The 15418-nt window shown below is 73.9% G+C and carries 17 protein-coding genes; 9 read left to right on the forward strand and 8 right to left on the reverse strand.

The genetic code is table 11. The features are described 5' to 3' along the window. Positions 1–32 precede the first annotated feature (32 nt). Positions 33–503 carry an SRPBCC family protein gene (locus AOQ37_RS21215; protein ID WP_062646176.1) on the forward strand — a complete coding sequence of 157 codons (471 nt, stop codon included), beginning with the start codon at positions 33–35 and terminating at the stop codon, positions 501–503. 60 nt (positions 504–563) lie between these two features. On the opposite strand, the gene cds1 is transcribed toward AOQ37_RS21215, so the two are convergent. Beyond that, on the reverse strand, positions 564–1688 hold the full coding sequence (gene cds1 / locus AOQ37_RS21220; protein ID WP_062646177.1) for an L-cysteine desulfhydrase Cds1: 1125 nt from the start codon (positions 1686–1688) through the stop codon (positions 564–566). Between the two features lie 397 nt (positions 1689–2085). Between cds1 and AOQ37_RS21225 the strand changes: the two genes are divergently transcribed. Beyond that, on the forward strand, positions 2086–2409 hold the full coding sequence (locus tag AOQ37_RS21225; RefSeq protein ID WP_062646178.1) for a hypothetical protein: 324 nt from the start codon (positions 2086–2088) through the stop codon (positions 2407–2409). Between the two features lie 213 nt (positions 2410–2622). Further along, positions 2623–3159 carry an ATP-binding protein gene (locus tag AOQ37_RS21230; protein ID WP_062646179.1) on the forward strand — a complete coding sequence of 179 codons (537 nt, stop codon included), beginning with the start codon at positions 2623–2625 and terminating at the stop codon, positions 3157–3159. Between the two features lie 85 nt (positions 3160–3244). Here AOQ37_RS21230 and AOQ37_RS21235 read toward each other — a convergent pair whose 3' ends face one another. Genes AOQ37_RS21235 through AOQ37_RS21245 form a run of 3 tightly spaced genes read right to left on the reverse strand, consistent with a single transcriptional unit; the run spans position 3245 to position 6851 of the window. Then, positions 3245–5806 carry an ABC transporter permease gene (locus tag AOQ37_RS21235; protein WP_062646180.1) on the reverse strand — a complete coding sequence of 854 codons (2562 nt, stop codon included), beginning with the start codon at positions 5804–5806 and terminating at the stop codon, positions 3245–3247. Beyond that, entirely contained in the window at positions 5803–6561 is a 759-nt protein-coding gene (locus tag AOQ37_RS21240; RefSeq protein ID WP_062646181.1) for an ABC transporter ATP-binding protein, read from the reverse strand. The genes AOQ37_RS21235 and AOQ37_RS21240 overlap by 4 nt, the downstream gene beginning before the upstream one ends. Continuing rightward, positions 6558–6851: an SHOCT domain-containing protein gene (locus AOQ37_RS21245; protein WP_062646182.1), complete on the reverse strand. Its 294-nt coding sequence runs from the start codon at positions 6849–6851 to the stop codon at positions 6558–6560. Before AOQ37_RS21245 ends, AOQ37_RS21240 begins: the two co-directional genes overlap by 4 nt. A gap of 272 nt (positions 6852–7123) precedes the next feature. Here AOQ37_RS21245 and AOQ37_RS21250 point away from each other — a divergent pair, with 272 nt between their 5' ends. From AOQ37_RS21250 to AOQ37_RS21260, 3 genes are read left to right on the forward strand one after another with little or no spacing between them, the layout of a single operon-like run. After that, entirely contained in the window at positions 7124–7690 is a 567-nt protein-coding gene (locus tag AOQ37_RS21250; protein WP_234436971.1) for a TetR/AcrR family transcriptional regulator, read from the forward strand. A gap of 8 nt (positions 7691–7698) precedes the next feature. Next, positions 7699–8283, forward strand: a complete 585-nt coding sequence (locus AOQ37_RS21255) for a DUF4865 family protein (protein WP_062646184.1) — start codon at positions 7699–7701, stop codon at positions 8281–8283. Further along, entirely contained in the window at positions 8280–9188 is a 909-nt protein-coding gene (locus AOQ37_RS21260) for a phosphotriesterase family protein (protein WP_062646557.1), read from the forward strand. The genes AOQ37_RS21255 and AOQ37_RS21260 overlap by 4 nt, the downstream gene beginning before the upstream one ends. Before the next feature lie 48 nt (positions 9189–9236). Here the strand turns inward: AOQ37_RS21260 and AOQ37_RS21265 are convergent, their stop codons facing one another. Beyond that, the gene (locus AOQ37_RS21265; protein ID WP_062646185.1) at positions 9237–9659 is read right to left on the reverse strand and encodes a PPOX class F420-dependent oxidoreductase; all 423 of its coding nucleotides are present in this window, start codon (positions 9657–9659) and stop codon (positions 9237–9239) included. Positions 9660–9690: 31 nt separating this feature from the next. Continuing rightward, entirely contained in the window at positions 9691–10575 is an 885-nt protein-coding gene (locus tag AOQ37_RS21270; protein WP_062646186.1) for an NAD(P)-dependent oxidoreductase, read from the reverse strand. Between the two features lie 184 nt (positions 10576–10759). On the opposite strand from AOQ37_RS21270, the gene AOQ37_RS21275 reads away from it, so the two are divergent. Both AOQ37_RS21275 and AOQ37_RS21280 read left to right on the forward strand, forming a co-directional pair. Beyond that, the gene (locus AOQ37_RS21275) at positions 10760–11344 is read left to right on the forward strand and encodes a TetR/AcrR family transcriptional regulator (protein WP_062646187.1); all 585 of its coding nucleotides are present in this window, start codon (positions 10760–10762) and stop codon (positions 11342–11344) included. A 91-nt stretch (positions 11345–11435) separates the two neighbouring features. Further along, positions 11436–12203, forward strand: a complete 768-nt coding sequence (locus tag AOQ37_RS21280; RefSeq protein WP_062646188.1) for an SDR family NAD(P)-dependent oxidoreductase — start codon at positions 11436–11438, stop codon at positions 12201–12203. Positions 12204–12235: 32 nt separating this feature from the next. Here the strand turns inward: AOQ37_RS21280 and AOQ37_RS21285 are convergent, their stop codons facing one another. Together AOQ37_RS21285 and AOQ37_RS21290 are read right to left on the reverse strand one after the other, a co-directional pair. Then, entirely contained in the window at positions 12236–13480 is a 1245-nt protein-coding gene (locus AOQ37_RS21285) for an ROK family protein (RefSeq protein ID WP_062646189.1), read from the reverse strand. 27 nt (positions 13481–13507) lie between these two features. Then, complete coding sequence (locus AOQ37_RS21290; protein WP_062646190.1) at positions 13508–14170, reverse strand: alpha-ketoglutarate-dependent dioxygenase AlkB family protein; 663 nt, start codon at positions 14168–14170, stop codon at positions 13508–13510. Between the two features lie 78 nt (positions 14171–14248). On the opposite strand from AOQ37_RS21290, the gene AOQ37_RS21295 reads away from it, so the two are divergent. After that, on the forward strand, positions 14249–15388 hold the full coding sequence (locus AOQ37_RS21295) for a methyltransferase (RefSeq protein WP_062646191.1): 1140 nt from the start codon (positions 14249–14251) through the stop codon (positions 15386–15388). Positions 15389–15418 lie beyond the last annotated feature (30 nt).

Below are 15418 nucleotides of genomic sequence, written 5' to 3' on the forward strand. Positions count from 1 at the left end.
ACCCGTTTCCTCGCCATGAGGAGGTTGCGCGCATGGCTCACCGGTTGCGCCCCGAAGGGCTCGCGTTCGTCGAGTCCGCTCCCGTACGGCTGGTTTTCGCCCGGGAGGTGTCCGCGCCCCCCGAACGCGTCTTCCCCGCCCTGGCCGAGGACGTGTCCGGCTGGGCGGATTGGTTCCCGGCCGTGACGTCGGTCCGGCCCCTGGACGACGGCGCGGGGCGCGACGTGCGGCTCAGGGGCGGCACCCGTTTCCGGGAGACGGTGCTCGTGGCGAAGGAGCCGGAGGTGTACGCCTACCGCGTGGACGTGACCAACGTGCCGGGCGTGCGGGCGCTCGTCGAGGAGTGGCGGCTGTCCCCGGCCGGTGCGGGGACGCGGGTGCGGTGGACGTTCGCCGCCGACGGCAACGGGGCCTTCCGGGCGGGCCTGCGGCTGGCGCGGGCGGGTCTGGGGCGGTCGTTCCGGGACGCGGTGACGAGGCTGGACCGCCGGCTCGCCCCGTAAGGCTCCCGGTTCCCGCGCCCGGGGACCGGGCCGGGCCCCCGGGGGGACGCGTACCGCGGGTCAGGCCGGCCACACGCCGGTGGCCAGCAGCGACTCGATCGCGGCGGTGTACGGGGCGATGTCGAGGCCCTGCTCGGCGAGCCAGGCGTCGGAGTAGTACTTGTCGAGGTAGCGGTCGCCCGGGTCGCACAGCAGGGTGACCACGCTGCCGCGGTGCCCCTCGGCCACCATCTCGGCGACGATCTTCAGCGCGCTCCACAGTCCGGTGCCGGTCGAGCCGCCCGCCTTGCGGCCGATGACCCGCTCCAGGGCGCGTACGGCGGCGATGCTGGCCGCGTCCGGGACCTTCATCATCCGGTCGACGGCGCCGGGCACGAAGCTGGGTTCCATGCGGGGCCGGCCGATGCCCTCGATGCGTGAGCCGCAGTCACAGGTGACGTCCGGATCGCCGGTGGTCCAGCCCTCGAAGAAGCAGGAGTTCTCCGGGTCGGCGACGCAGATGCGGGTGTCGCGCCGCGTGTAGTGGACGTACCGGGCCAGGGTCGCGGAGGTGCCGCCGGTGCCGGCGGTGGCCACGATCCAGGCGGGCTCCGGGAACCGCTCCCATTCCAGTTGGCGGAAGATGGATTCGGCGATGTTGTTGTTCCCGCGCCAGTCCGTGGCCCGTTCGGCGTACGTGAACTGGTCCATGTAGTGACCGCCGCTGTCCGCCGCGAGACGGGCGGACTCCTCGTACATCGTGCGGGAGTCGTCGACGAAGTGACACCGGCCGCCGTGGAACTCGATCAGGCGGATCTTCTCGGCGCTCGTCGTACGCGGCATGACGGCGATGAAGGGCACGCCGATGAGCTTGGCGAAGTACGCCTCGGAGACGGCCGTCGAACCGCTGGACGCCTCGATCACCGGGCGGCCCGGCCGGATCCAGCCATTGCACAGGCCGTAGAGGAAGAGGGAACGAGCCAGCCGGTGTTTGAGGCTGCCGGTGGGGTGGGTCGACTCGTCCTTGAGATACAGGTCGATGCCCCACTTCTCGGGGAGCGGGAAGCGCAGCAGATGCGTGTCGGCCGAGCGGTTGGCGTCGGCCTGGACCTTGCGGACGGCTTCTTTCAGCCAGTCGCGATAGGCGGTGTCGCTGCGGTCGACGTCGAGGGTGGCACCGGTCCTGCTGGGCTGAGGGGTGGTCACGGCGGGGCTCCTTGAGGCTGCGCGCCGACGGTGGTCCGCGCGGCCGGCACACCGATCATAATCACCCTCCGCACGCTTCTCACCTGCATAAACACACCTTTGAGAGTCTCAAAGGCGGCCCTGGGGGGTGGCTTTGGGCGCGCGGGGGCGCATTCCCGCGAATGCTCCGGACGGGTGACGCCGAAGCGTCGTGCGCACTGGTGCTCGACGCCGGGCGCGGGCAGACTGCACCGGGTCGGGCGAGGGTCCGGACGGGGCGCCGACGCCGGTCCGGACGCGCGTCCCGGTCGGGGGCGCACACTGGATCGAGGACGAGTTCGATCACGACGCGGGCTGGATCACGACCCACGCGGGTGCACGGTTCGGCTCGCCCAGCAACGCGAGGGGGCGGGGAGGCATGGCGGAGCCGGAGTTCACGGCTACGGGCGTGCGCATCGGCAAGCGGCTGCGTTCGCTCACCCGAGCCGGACAGGTCCGGATCAGCGACGGCAGGCTGGAACTGCTGACCAGCTACGGCAGCGAGATCGACAGCGCGCCTGTGCAGGCGGTCCGCGCCTCCCGGCCCTGGTTCGCGCCGGAGGACCGGGCACTGGCCGATCTCAACGGCAAGCGCTACCTGTTGACCCTCGGGGACCACGACCCGGCGCCGGGCGAACCGGGACCGCCCGCGGCGCGCCGCTTCATCGAGGCCGTGCGCAGGGCGGCGGGGCGCGGCGACTGAGCCTGCGCCGATGAGGCCGGACGGGTGGCGGGCGCCACGCGAGTTGCGGCACCGCGGCCCCTGCGCCACTCTGGTCTCACGTCACTCTGGGTTTACCGGCGATAACGCTGCGAACCAGCCCGCCGGCCACGACAGCAGGCGGCCGCCTTGCGCAGACGCCCTGCTCGATCCGAATCCCGTGTTCTTCCGGACCTAAGTCGGGGAGTCGCAGCCGTGATCACCAACCCGAACAGGCACTGCACGGTCGAGCTTCAGGCCCTGCCGTCGCGGATCGGCCAGGTCCGCAGAATCGTATCGGCGCAGTTGCGCTACTGGCACATGGATCCGCTCATAGACCGCGCCGCGCTCGGTGTGACGGAGCTGTTGACCAACGTCCACCTGCACGCGCAGCCCGACAAGACGTGTGTCGTGGAGATGGAGCTGCTGCTCGACCGGCTCACCGTCTCCGTGCGCGACCGCGACCCGCGGCTGCCGGTCATGGGGGTCGTCGACGACGAGGCCCTGACCACCTGCGGGCGTGGCCTGGCCATGGTGGCGGCCGTGAGCGAGAGCTGGGGCGCCCGGCCGGACGGCGAGTCCGGCAAGGTCGTGTGGTTCACGCTGCCGGCCCCGGTCGTCACACGTGAGCTGTCGGCGCGCCCGCCGCGCCGTACGCCCCGGGAGCAGGTCCCGCCGCGGTTCACGGAGGTCGTCCCCGTCGACGACCTGCGGCCCGCACATGCCCCCGCCCGGTCGGCCGTCGTCGGCTGACCGGGCGGTGACGTCACCTCCCGGGGCGCGGGTCGTCCCGGACCACGGTGCCCCGTCCCCGGGAGATACGCCGCTCAGGTGTACGTCACTCCGTGGCGATGGCCCGCAGTACGTCCAGGCGGGCCGCTCGCCGGGCCGGACGCAGTCCGGCGAGCGCTCCGGCGGTGACTCCCACCAGGGCCACCACCGCGAGCCGGGCGGGCGGCAGCGCGAAGGCGAAGGCGCTGTCGCCCGCCCCGTCGGAGGCCCGGACCAGCACCCAGCCGAGGAAGACGCCGAGGGCGAGCCCGCCCGTGGTGCCGAACGCGGCGACCAGGACGGATTCCCAGCGGACCATGGCCCGCAGCTGGGAGCGGGTCTGGCCGACGGCCCGGAGCAGACCGAGTTCGCGGGTGCGTTCGTGGATCGCCAGGGACAGCGTGTTGGCGATGCCCAGCAGGGCGATGAGGACCGCGAGGGCGAGCAGGGCGTAGACCAGGGTGAGCATCATGTCGATGCCTCCGGCCGACGACCGCGCGTACTCGTCGCGGGTCTGCACCTCGGGGTTGCCGAACCCGGCGGCGACCTTCTCCACGGCCGCCTTGCCCCGCTCCGCGCCGACGCCGTCCGCGAAGGTGACCGCGAGCAGCGTGTCGGCGTCCTGGGTTCGGTGCGGTGCCCACGCCGCGCGCGTGATGACGTAGTCGCCCGCGAGCTCGGAACGGCCGTAGACCGCGCGTACGGTGAACGTCTTCTCGGTGCCGTCGGCGAAGGCGAGCCGGGCGGTGTCACCGGTCGTCAGGTTCCGGCGGTCCGCCTCCTCACGGGTGATCGCGATGCCGTCGGTCCCGAGGGCGCCCAGGTCGCCCTGGACGGTGCCGAGGTCGAAGGTGCGGCGCAGTGCGAGCGGGTCGGTGACGGTCAACGCCCGCCCCTTCCCGTCGACTTCCGCGACGCCCCGGCCGAGTCCGACGGCCGTGTCCACCTCGGGCAGCGCGCCGAGGGCGGGGGCGAGCCGGGGGCTGAGGCCGCTGCCGCCCGCGCCGAAGGAGGGCGTGCTGACCACGACGTCGCCCGCGAAGGAGCGGGAGACGGTCTGGTCCATGGTCGCCTTGAGGGAGGCCCCGAACACGGTGAAGAGGGAGACCACGGCGACGCCGATCATCAGGGCACCGGCGGTGGCGGCCGTCCGCTTCGGGCTGCGCAGGGCGTTGCGGCGGGCCAGGCCCCCGGTGACGCCGCGCAGCCGGTCCAGCGGGCCGCCGAGGACACGCACCGCCGTGCCGACAGCGGCCGGGCCGAGGACCACGAAGGCGATCAGGGCCAGGACCGCTCCGCCTCCCGCCGACCACACGGACGGGGAGACCAGGACGCCGGTGAGGGTCATCGCGACGGCGAGGGTGAGCAGGCCCGCGCCGGTGACGGCGCGCGGGCGGGAGGCTCCGGAGGAGTCCACGGCCGTCTCGCGCAGCGCGGCCAGCGGGGCGGTGCGCCCGGCGCGTACGGCGGGGAGCAGCGCGGACCCCAGGCAGACCAGGACGCCGACCAGGAGGGGGAGGGCCAGCGACAGGGCGCCGATCACCAGGTCGCCCTCGGGGAAGGGGAATCCGATGGCCGGGAACAGTGCCTGGAGGCCGGCGGCGACACCGATGCCGCCCGCGAGTCCGGCGGCCGACGCCGTCAGGGCGACCGCGGCGGCCTCGACGAGCGTGGCCTCGGTGATCTGGCGGCGTGAGGCGCCGAGAGCGCGCAACAGGGCGTTCTCGCGGGCGCGTTGGGCCACGACGATGGCGAACGTGTTGTGGATGGAGAAGGTCGCGACCAGCAGGGCCACGCCGGAGAACACCAGGAGGAACGTGGTGAAGACCGTCAGGAACTGACTGGCGATCATGTCGGTGTTCTCCCGCGCCGCCTCCTGGCCGGTGATGGCCTCGACGCCCCGGGGCAGTACGGGAGTCAGCCGGTCGACGAGCTCCGGCCCGCCGACTCCCGGGTCGGCGCGCACGACGATGCTCGTCGCCCGGCCGGGCCCGGCGGTGAGGTACTTCTCGGCGTCGGCGCGGGTCATGCCGGTGAAGGTCACCTGGGCCATACCGTCCGCGCCGCCGAAGGTCGCGAGACCGACGATCGTCACGCGTACCGGATCGGGGGTGCGCAAGGTGGTGGTGTCGCCGATCGTCAGGCCGCCCTTCTCGGCGGCGCCCCGGTTGACGACGACCTCGCCGGACCGGGCCGGTGCGCGGCCCTCCGCGAGCCGGTAGGGGTTCAGCTCGGGGTCGGTGATCCAGTTGCCGGCGAGGGTGGGCGGGCCCTGGCCGCCGACGGGCTTGCCGTCGCCGCCGACGATCTGGCCCGCGCCCTGGATGTCTGGGGCGACGGCCGCGACGCCGGGGACGGCCGCGAGGGTGCCGACCAGGTCCGTGGGGACGGGCCGGCGCACGCCCTGGCTCTCGCCGGGGGTGGTGACGGTGTCGGCGCCGCGTACGACGGCGTCGGTGCCCGCGGTCGCGTCGCCGAACATCGAGTCGAAGCCGGCCCGCAGGGTGTCCCCCATGACGAGCGTCCCGGCCAGGAAGGCGACGCCGAGGAAGACGGCGAGGAAGGTTCCGGCGAACCGGCGGCGGTGGGCGCGCAGGGAGGAGACGCTGAGGCGCATGGACGCGTTCATGACGGCACCTCGAAGGCTTTCATGCGGTCCAGGACGCGGTCGGCGGTCGGGGACCCCATCCGGTCGACGAGCCGTCCGTCGGCGAGGAAGACGACCTCGTCGGCGTGGGCGGCGGCGACCGGGTCGTGGGTGACCATGACGACCGTGCGGCCGGTCCGGCGCACCGTGTCGGCCAGCAGCCCGAGCACCTCTCCCCCGGCGCGGGAGTCCAGGTTTCCGGTGGGCTCGTCGGCGAAGACGACGTCCGGCCGGCCGGCGAACGCCCGTGCCACGGCGACGCGTTGCTGCTGGCCGCCGGAGAGCTCGCCGGGCCGGTGGCGCAGCCGGTCACGCAGTCCGACGACGTCCACCAGGGCATCGATCCACTCCGCCTCCCCCCGCTCTCCCGCCAGGTCCAGCGGCAGCCGGATGTTCTCCTCGACGGTCAGGGTCGGCACCAGGTTGAACGCCTGGAAGACGAACCCGACCCGGTCGCGGCGCAGGAGGGTGAGGCGGCGGTCGTCGAGCGCGCTCAGCGCGGTGTCGCCGATGTACGCCGTGCCCGAGGTGAGGGTGTCCAGGCCGGCCGCGCAGTGCATCAGGGTGGACTTGCCCGAGCCCGACGGGCCCATGATCGCGGTGAACCGTCCGGCCGGGAAGTCCACGCTCACCCCGTCCAGGGCCCGGACCGCGGTGTCGCCGGCGCCGTACACCTTCACGGCGTCGACGACTCGCGCGGCGTTGCGCGTGGCCGTGGTGGCGGTCGCGGTGCTCATACCGCGCCGCCCTTGCCGGTGCGGCCGAACTGCTCGTCCAGGACGGACAGCCGGCGCCAGTACTCGTCCTCGTCGATCTCGCCGGAGGCGAAGCGACGGCCGAGGACGGCGAGCGGCGAGTCGCCGGTGGGCCGGGGGTCACCGACCGCGCTCCAGGGGCCGCGGCGGCCCCGCCACACCGTGCGCCGCAGGAGCGTGACGACGCCCACGACGACGGCCGCCCAGATCAGCGGGAGGAACAGGATCCACGGGCCGGGTCCGCCGCCGTCCCAGTTCGCCAGGGTGTTCATCTCGGGTCATCTCCTCGGTGGGTTCCGCGTTGATGCCTCGAGCGTCCCGCCGTACGGGGGTCCGGGTCGTCGTACGGCCAGCGGCAGTGGGCGTACCTCGCGGGGAGTACGCGCGCGTGTCCGGGCTGCTCCTTCCGGGGTGCTCCCGGGAGATGGTCGGTGACCGCGCGGCATCCGTGACGGCTCGGACTTCCTGGACCGCTCGGCTTCCGTGACCGCTCGACTTCCGTGACCGCTCGACTTCTGTAACTACCAGTATGTACAGTCGGGTCATGAGCACCGCCGAGCGACTGATCGAGTCCACCCGGGAGCTGCTCTGGGAGCGCGGCTACGTGGGGACCAGCCCCAAGGCGATCCTGGAGCGTGCGGGCGCCGGGCAGGGCAGCATGTACCACCACTTCAAGGGCAAGCCCGACCTCGCCCTGGCGGCGATCCGGCGGACGGCCGACGAGATGCGGGCCACCGCCGAGCGCGTGCTCGACGGGCCGGGCACGCCGTACGAGCGCATCGAGGCGTACCTGACGCGCGAGCGGGACGTGCTGCGCGGCTGCCCCGTCGGGCGACTGACGATGGATCCGGAGGTGATCGCGAGCCAAGAGCTGCGCGCGCCCGTCGACGAGACGATCGACCGGATCCGCGAGCGGATCGCGCACCTCGTCGAAGAGGGCCAGGAACAGGGGCAGTTCGGGCCCGAGCTGGACGGCGAGGCGATCGCCGCCACCGTCGTCGCGACCGTCCAGGGCGGCTACGTCCTGGCCCGCGCGGCCGGTTCACCGACCGCCTTCGACGCGGGGGTCCGCGGGCTGCTGTCGCTGCTCGCACCTCGTCCGGCCGGCTAGGAGGCCCGTTGCACGCCATGCAGTACGAACTCACGCTGCCCGCCGACTACGACATGGGCGTCATCCACGCGCGCGTGTCCCGGGTGGGGCATCTGCTCGACGACTGGGAGGGTCTCGGTCTCAAGGCGTACCTGGTGCGCGAACGCGGGGTGCACGGCTCGCCGGTCGATCAGTACGCCCCGTTCTACCTCTGGAACACCGTGGAGGGCATGAACGCCTTCCTCTGGGGAGGCGGCTTCCAGCGGCTGAGCGACGACTTCGGACGACCCGCGGTCCGTCAGTGGACGGGCCTGGCGTACGAGGAGGGCGTCGCCGCCGGATCGCCCGCCCTGTTCGCCGTGCGGCGGCGCGAACCGCTCCCGGACACGGCGGCACTGTCCGAGGTGGCGCGGGACGCGGTGGCCGAGGCCCGACGGCTGGCCCGGGAGGAGGGCGCGGTGCTCGCCGCGGCGGCGGTGGACACGAGCCGCTGGGAGAGCGTGCACTTCTCGCTCTGGGCGCACGACACGCCCGCGGCGGACGGCGACATGTTCCAGGTGCTGCACCTGTCGGCACCGGGCCGGAGCGCCCTGCCCGCGGGCCGGCAGTGGTGAGCGCCGTACGGACGGTGCTCGGGGACGTGCCGGCGGAGCGGCTCGGCGTGTGCGACGCGCACGACCACCTGTTCTTCGGCAGTCCCCGGCTGCCCGGTCAGGAGCTGAACAGCCGCTCCGCGGCGCGTGCCGAACTCGCCGCGTTCCGCGCGCAGGGCGGCGAGGCCGTCGTCCAGTGGACGCCCTACGGTCTCGGGCGGCGCGCGGCGGACCTGCCGTCGCTGTCCCGCGAGGCCGGGGTGCGGGTGGTCGCCGCGACCGGACTGCACCAGGACGTCCACTACGACGGGGCGACGCTCGACGGGCTGCGGCACCGGCTCGCCGAGGTGTTCGTGGCCGAACTGACCGAGGGCATCGGGATCTCGGGGGTCCGCGCCGGGCTCGTCAAGGTCGCGGGCGGGTTCCACGCCCTCGACGCGCACAGCCGCTGGACCATGACGGCCGCGGCCGAGGCGCATCACGCGACGGACGCGCCGATCGCCGTCCATCTGGAGCTGGGCACCGGCGCGCTCGACGTACTCGACCTGCTGTGCGGGGAGTTGGCGGTGCCCCCGCACCGGGTGATCCTCGGCCACCTCAACCGCGCACCCGACGCGGTGGTGCACCGGCAGGCCGCCGAGGCGGGCTGCTGGCTCGCCTTCGACGGCCCGTCGCGCGCCCACCACGCCACCGACTGGCGGATGCCGGACGCCGTACGGGCCCTGGCCGACGCGGGTTTCGGCGACCGGCTGCTGCTCGGCGGCGACACCACGACGGCCGCGGCCCGGTCGGTCGACGGCGGCCCCGGGATGCCGTATCTGCTGCGCCGGGTCCGGCCCCGGCTGGCGCTCGCCGTGGGTGAGGAGCTGGTGACGCGGATCCTGGCGGAGAACCCGGGGCGGGCCTTCGGCGCCGACTGGCGCTGACCGCCCGACCGATCGGCCTGTCCTGCCCGCCTGCCGTACGCGGAACGGTCAGGTGGACGCCTGGTCGCTGTCCTTCAGGGCGCCCCACCCGTGCCAGCGGTCGACCTCGATCCAGGCGCTGACGCGGGAGCGGACCCGGTCGGGGTACGGCTTGCCCGTGTAGTGGGTGGAGATGCGGTCGATGTCGGCCAGGCCTTCGTCCTCACGCAGCTCGGCCACCCGTCCGATGAGGGTGACATGCGTGTACCAGCCGTCGGCGTCCAGGACGGTGAGGGTCACGCGCGGGTCGCGGCGCAGGTGCCTGAGACGGACCCGGCCCTCGTCCAGGCTGATCAGGACGCGCCCGTCCTCCCAGACGTACCAGGTGGGGGTGGAGACGGGGGCTCCGTCGGAACGCAGGGTGGCCATCACACACGGGTTGGGGCGGCTCAGCAGTTCGACGGCCTCGGGCGGAAGCGGGGGCTTGGACACGGGATCTCCTAGCGGCTCGGGTTCTGGGGGATCAGGCGTTCTCGTCGAAGCTGGCGAAGTAGGCGGCGACCATGTCCTCGTCGCCGTGGCCCTGGGCGGCGGCCCGCTCGAGGCGCTCGGCACTGGCCTGCGCCACGTCGAGGCGGACGCCGTGGTCACGGCCGGCCTCGACGATCAGACGCGCGTCCTTCGCGGCCGTCGTCACCGCGAACTGCGGCGGCGTGAGCCGGTCGTCGAGGACGAGGCCGGTCTTCGCCTTCAGGTACCCCATGTCGAGCGGGCCACCCGCGATCAGCCCGAAGAACGCGTTCGGGTCGACGTCCAGGGACTGTGCCAGGGCGAGCACCTCGCCCGCCGCGGCGGTCGCCGCGATGACCCAGCTGTTGGCCACCAGCTTCAGGCGCGTCGCGCTGCCCTCGCCGCCGTCCTCGCCGGTCCAGACCGTCCGGGCGCCCACCGCGTCGAAGACCGGCGTCACCGCCTCGCGGTGCGCGCTCGGCCCCGCCGCGAGCACCGTGAGCTGACCGGCCTCGGCGGGTTGCCTGGTGCCCAGCACGGGCGCGTCGAAGAAGACGAGGTCGTGGGCGCGGGCGAAGGCGGCCAGCTCGCCGACGGCCCCGGTCCCGGCGGTCGTCGACTGCGCCCAGGCGGCTCCGGGGCGCAGGCCGGGGGCGGCCTCGCGCATGACCTCCAGGGCGGCGGGGCCGTCGTAGAGCATGGTGAGGACGACGTCCGCGCCCTCGACGGCCTCGGCGGGGGTGTCGGCCACCTGGACGCCGTCGGCGGTGAGCGGCTCGGCCTTGGCGCGGGTGCGGTTCCAGGCGCGCACGGTGTGGCCCGCCCGGGCCAGGTTGCGGGCCATCGCGGCGCCCATGATGCCGGTGCCGAGGACGCTCACGGTCAGTTCGACTGTCATGGCCTCAACCTACTTCGACGCGGGGCGGACCAGGCCGTCCGGCCACGCCGGGCCGTCGTCGGCCATCGGTTCCGGCCGCCCATCGCGTCCCCCGAGAGATCCACGCCGGCGCCGGGGGGCGCCCGAACCCGCGTCCTTCCGCACGTACTTGACCGATCATTCTGATGTGATTTAGCGTCACCGCATGCCCAGGATGAAGGAGTTCGACCCGGACGCGGCCCTGCGTTCGGCGCTGGAGCTGTTCTGGCGGCGCGGCTACGAGGCCACGTCGATGGCGGACCTCGTCGAGCACCTGGGGATCGGCCGGGCCAGTCTCTACGCGACCTTCGGCAACAAGCACGACCTGTACCTGAAGGCGCTGGACCGCTACGGCGAGACGTACCAGCCACTGCTCCTGGCCGAGTTGTCGCAGCCGGGACCCGCCCTGCCCGCGGTGCGCGCGGTGGTGCGGCGGTTCGCGGCGGAGGCCACGGAGGACGCGAGCCGCGCGTACGGGTGCCTCGTCACCAACACGGCCGCGGAACTGGCCCCGCACGACCCCGCGGCGGCCCGTCGGGTCGAGCGGAGCTGGGAGCACCTGGAGACGTTGCTGGAGTCGGCGCTGGTGCGCGCGCGGGCGCAGGGCGAACTGCCCGCCGGGCGCGATCCGCGCGGGCTGGCGCGCATGCTGCTGGTCCTGCTCCAGGGAGTGCGGGTGGTCGGCAAGGCCTCGCCCGATCCCGCGCGGGTGCGGGACGCGGCGGAACAGGCACTCACCCTGCTGGACTGACCGCTGGACCTACCGCACCCCGGCCCACGGGAACCGCCCGGGGCGCTTCGCCCGCCCTCATTCTGGAATGAACGGTCTGGAAAGGACTGCCATGTCTCGGAACCGCTTCTCCGGCCGCACCGCCCTCGTCACGGGTGGCGGTTCCGGCATCGGACGCGCCCTCGCCCTGGCCTTCGCCGCCGAGGGGGCCCGGGTCGTCGTGGCCGGGCGCACCCGCGCCTCGCTCGACGAGACGGTCGGCCTCGTCGAACGGGACGGCGGGACCGCGCTCGCCCGGGTCGCCGACGTCTCGCGCGCCGCCGATCTGGACGCGCTCGTCCGGGCGGCCGTCGACCGGTTCGGCTCGCTCGACGTCGCCGTCAACAACGCGGGGATCCTGCGGGCGGGACGGCCCCTCGCGGACGTCGACGAGGCGGACTGGCGGTCCCTGGTCGACACCAACCTGACCGGTGTCTTCCTCGCCCTGCGGGCCGAGATCCGGCAGATGCGGACGCAGCCGGGCGGCGGCGCGATCGTCAACGTCTCGTCCGACATCGGTGTGCACCGGCAGGTTCAGGGACTGACCGCGTACGCCACGAGCAAGGCGGCCGTGACCGCGCTGACCCGTGGTGCCGCGCTGGAACACCTGAGGGACGGCGTCCGCATCAACGCCGTCAGCCCCGGCCCCTCCGGGACGGCCATGTCACTGCGGCCCGGCGAGTCCGAGGCCGAGCGCGCCCTGCGGATGAAGGAGCAGTCCCCGCTGGGCCGGGTGTCGTCGACCGAGGAGGTGGCCCAGGCGGTGCTGTATCTCGCGTCGGACGACGCGGCGTCCGTCGTGGGCGCCGACCTGGTGATCGACGGCGGGGCCGCGCTGTAGGCCGGGCAGCGGCGGGAGGGCGAGCGCCGCGCTCACACGGGGCCCAGCGCTCCCAGCGGATCGTCCAGGACCGGTTGCCAGGCCAACTCGGCCGCGCCGACCAGGCTGTTGTGGTCGAGGGAGCAGGCGAGGATGGGAACTCCGCCGCTGCGGCCCCACAGGCTCCGGTCGGCGACGACGGCCCGCAGCCGGTCGGGGTCGGCGTCCAGGAGGGTGCGGTGCAGCCCGCCGAGGATGATGCGGTCCGGGTTGAGGATGTTCACCAGACCGGCCAGGCCCAGGCCGAGCCGGTCGATCAGGGCCTCGGCGGCCATGCGGACCACCGGGTCCTCGTGCTCCTCGCGGATCAGCTCGTTGGCCTGCTGGAGCAGGGAGCCCTCGGGGCCGGGTTCGCGGCCGGCGGTGGTGAGCAGGGCGAGCGGGTCCGCCTCGACGTCGAGGCAGCCCCGGCTGCCGCAGTAGCAGGGGCGGCCCTCGGGATTGACGGTGAGGTGGCCCACCTCCAGGGCGAGACCCGAACTGCCCGTGTGCAGACGGCCGTCCAGCACCAGCGCGCCACCGACGCCCCGGTGCCCGGTGGCCACGCACAACAGGTCGCGGGCGCCACGTCCGGCGCCGTGCCGGTGTTCGGCGAGCGCGGCGAGATTGACGTCGTTGCCCACGAAGCCGGGGCCGGTGAGACCGGCGGCGCGGATCCGCTCGGCGAAGATCTCCCGCACGGGCGCGCCCACCGGCCACGCCAGGTGCAGCGGGTTCAGCGCCAGCCCCTCGGGCTCGGTGACCGCGGAGGGTACGGCGAGCCCGGCGCCCACACAGGTCCGGCCGGTCTGCCGCAGCAGTTCGGCCCCGGCGTCCACGGCGGCGCCGAGCACCTTGGCGGGGTCGGCGTCGACGGTCTCGCAGCTGGGCGTGGTGGCGACGATGCGGCCGCCGAGACCGACCAACGCGGCCCGGAACCCGTCGGCGTGGACCTGGGCGGCGAGGGCTACCGGGCCTTCTTCGGCGACCTCGAGCCGGTGCGAGGGGCGGCCCTGCGAACCGGCGGCGGCGCCCGGCCGCGCGTCGACCCGGATCAGGCCCAGCGCCTCCAGCTCCGCCGCGACCGCACCGGCCGTCGCACGGGTGACGCCGAGTTCGGCGGTGAGGACCGCGCGGGTGGGCGCCCGCCCGGTGTGCACGAGCTCCAACGCGGGCCCGAGCGCACCGCGCCCCCGGTCCAGCCGCGCTCTCGAGGTGGTCCCATCCCCCGCCGGCCGGGGGTCCGCCTTGCCGCTCATGAGGGCGAGTCTCCCATGATCCGTTCCTCAGGTGGCGTCGGGGAAGCCGCTCACCCGCAGCGTGATGTTCAGCCGTCCCGTCAGGCCGAGGCCGGCCGGCGCCGTGCCCGGCAGGACCCGCGGCACCCCGTGGTACGCGAGCCGCGACGGACCCCCGAAGACGAACAGGTCGCCGCTGCGCAGCTCGACATCGGTGTAGGGCCGGGTCCGGGTCCGCGGGTTGCCGAAGCGGAACACGCAGGTGTCGCCGAGGCTGAGGGAGACCACCGGCGCGTCGGACTTCTCGTCGGCGTCCCGGTGCATGCCCATCCGGGCGTCGCCGTCGTAGAAGTTGATCAGTGCGATGTCGTACGCGGCCGCCGCCGACCGCGCCGGCCTCAGCGCGTCGGCCACCGCGCGCCGGCCCAGCTCGCCCAGCCAGCCGGGGAAGGGCTTGACGGGCGCGCCGTCGCCGTCGCTGACCGTGCGGGCGTAGGCGTACGGATACCAGTGCCAGCCCAGGCACACCTGGCGGGCGGTCATCGTGCCGCCGCCGGGCGTACGGACCGTGCGCAGGCCGGCCGGCGGACGGGCCCAGTCGCGGCAGGCCCCGAGCAGCTCCCGCTGGTGTGCCGGGTCCAGCCAGTCGGGCACGTGCACCGCGCCCGGCGCGACCTGCGCACGTTCGCGCGGAAACAGCTCCGAGTCCATGGGTCCATCATCCGCCATGGGTCCGACACCGGGTCTGAGCTGCTGCTCGGTTAGCCTTGACGCACGATGAACGACCGTATGACGACGCCGTGGGGCGAGGTCACGCTGGCCCGCCACCCCGAGGATCCTCGCGAGACACTGCGCGCCTGGGACGCGTCCGACGCGTATCTGCTCAGACACCTCGCGGAGCAGGACGTCCCGCTGACCGGCACGGTGGTGGTGCTCGGCGACCGCTGGGGCGCCCTGGTCACGGCGCTCGCGGCGCACCGCCCGACGCAGATCACCGACTCCTGGCTGGGGCAGGAGGCGACCCGGGCGAACCTGGCGCGGGCGGGCGTCGAGACCGGTGCGGTCCGGCTGCTCACCACCCAGGACCCGGTGCCGGAGCGGATCGACGTGCTGCTGATCCGGGTGCCGAAGAGCCTGGCGCTGCTGGAGGACCAGCTGCTGCGGCTGGCCCCCGCCGTGCACACGGGGACGGTCGTCGTCGGCACCGGCATGGTGAAGGAGATCCACACCTCGACGCTGCGGCTGTTCGAGCGGATCCTGGGGCCGACCCGGACCTCGCTCGCCGAACAGAAGGCCCGGCTCGTCTTCTGCACCCCGGCCCCGGCCCCGCGAAGGCCCGCGAACCCGTGGCCGTACACCTACGACCTTCCCGACGACGTCGGCGGCGCCCTCTCCGGCCGTCCGGTCGTCAACCATGCCGGGGTGTTCTGCGCCGACCGGCTCGACATCGGTACCCGGTTCCTCCTGAAGCACCTGCCGACGACCAGCGGCACCCGCCGGGTCGTCGACCTGGGCTGCGGCAACGGCGTCGTCGGTACGGCGGTGGCGCTGGCCAACCCGGAGGCCGAGGTGCTGTTCACCGACGAGTCGTTCCAGGCGGTGGCGTCGGCGGAGGCCACGTACAAGGCGAACGGGGTGCCGGGGCACGCCGAGTTCCGGGTCGGGGACGGGCTGGCGGGGGTGGCCGACGGCAGCGTGGACATCGTGCTGAACAACCCGCCGTTCCACTCCCACCAGGCGACGACGGACGCCACCGCGTGGCGGATGTTCACGGGCGCCGAGCGCGCGCTGCGGCCGGGTGGCGAGCTGTGGGTGGTGGGCAACCGGCACCTGGGCTACCACGTGAAGCTGAAGCGGCTGTTCGGCAACAGTGAACTGATCGCCGGTGACCGGAAGTTCGTGGTGCTGAGGGCGGTCAGGCGAGGCTGAGCCCGCCCTCTCGACGTGGCGGTGCTCGGT

It is taken from the genome of Streptomyces maremycinicus (genome assembly GCF_001184025.1).
Classification (GTDB): Bacteria; Actinomycetota; Actinomycetes; order Streptomycetales; family Streptomycetaceae; genus Streptomyces; species Streptomyces maremycinicus.

What these genes read in the sequence shown, in the direction of transcription:
- AOQ37_RS21215 (WP_062646176.1), top strand. Translation starts at nt 33, where the DNA reads ATGGCTCACCGGTTGCGCCCCGAAGGGCTCGCGTTCGTCGAGTCCGCT.
- AOQ37_RS21225 (WP_062646178.1), top strand. Translation starts at nt 2,086, where the DNA reads ATGGCGGAGCCGGAGTTCACGGCTACGGGCGTGCGCATCGGCAAGCGG.
- AOQ37_RS21235 (WP_062646180.1), bottom strand. Translation starts at nt 5,806, where the DNA reads ATGAACGCGTCCATGCGCCTCAGCGTCTCCTCCCTGCGCGCCCACCGC.
- AOQ37_RS21240 (WP_062646181.1), bottom strand. Translation starts at nt 6,561, where the DNA reads ATGAGCACCGCGACCGCCACCACGGCCACGCGCAACGCCGCGCGAGTC.
- AOQ37_RS21245 (WP_062646182.1), bottom strand. Translation starts at nt 6,851, where the DNA reads ATGAACACCCTGGCGAACTGGGACGGCGGCGGACCCGGCCCGTGGATC.
- AOQ37_RS21250 (WP_234436971.1), top strand. Translation starts at nt 7,124, where the DNA reads ATGAGCACCGCCGAGCGACTGATCGAGTCCACCCGGGAGCTGCTCTGG.
- AOQ37_RS21270 (WP_062646186.1), bottom strand. Translation starts at nt 10,575, where the DNA reads ATGACAGTCGAACTGACCGTGAGCGTCCTCGGCACCGGCATCATGGGC.
- AOQ37_RS21275 (WP_062646187.1), top strand. Translation starts at nt 10,760, where the DNA reads ATGCCCAGGATGAAGGAGTTCGACCCGGACGCGGCCCTGCGTTCGGCG.
- AOQ37_RS21280 (WP_062646188.1), top strand. Translation starts at nt 11,436, where the DNA reads ATGTCTCGGAACCGCTTCTCCGGCCGCACCGCCCTCGTCACGGGTGGC.
- AOQ37_RS21285 (WP_062646189.1), bottom strand. Translation starts at nt 13,480, where the DNA reads ATGAGCGGCAAGGCGGACCCCCGGCCGGCGGGGGATGGGACCACCTCG.
- AOQ37_RS21290 (WP_062646190.1), bottom strand. Translation starts at nt 14,170, where the DNA reads ATGGACTCGGAGCTGTTTCCGCGCGAACGTGCGCAGGTCGCGCCGGGC.
- AOQ37_RS21295 (WP_062646191.1), top strand. Translation starts at nt 14,249, where the DNA reads ATGACGACGCCGTGGGGCGAGGTCACGCTGGCCCGCCACCCCGAGGAT.